The sequence below is a fragment of the Lysinibacillus sp. 10T31 genome, assembly GCF_056394365.1.
Window position 1 is genome coordinate 1 of sequence record NZ_JBFTHS010000252.1, and the last position, 384, is coordinate 384.

The 384-nt window shown below is 55.5% G+C and carries 1 protein-coding gene; it reads right to left on the bottom strand.

Translation table 11 applies throughout. From position 1 onward, the window contains the following. Nucleotides 1-384, bottom strand: a 384-nt coding sequence (locus AC1DCY_RS27895; RefSeq protein ID WP_477356084.1) for a hypothetical protein, incomplete at both ends; no start/stop codon positions are given.

Here is a 384-nt window from a genome sequence, read left to right on the forward strand (position 1 = left end):
ATCACTCGGACTGGTAATCGCCGGTGCACAGCGTGCCTCGGTGACTCGGAACTGACGCAGTAAAGTTGGCTCAGAAGGCACCCCTCCCACGAATTCCACGACCTTGACATGCTTGTCGCCTGCATCCCAAATGCGGCTATAGTACCAATGCGTGATATCGTCACTGTTGATAATGGCATCGGCCAACTTGCTATTGTCATGGCTCCACAATTCAACCCTGGCGCCCGCCGAACACTTCCCCTCAAGATACACACGGCCGACAATGTATGTGCGTCCGTTTAAAGGCGCAATAATCGTCGGCATTTTGAGGGCTGGCGCGACCGCTCCCGTGTCCTCTCCCTCTCCACTGTCAGATAGGCTGGTTGCTGGTTTGTTGGACGTGGG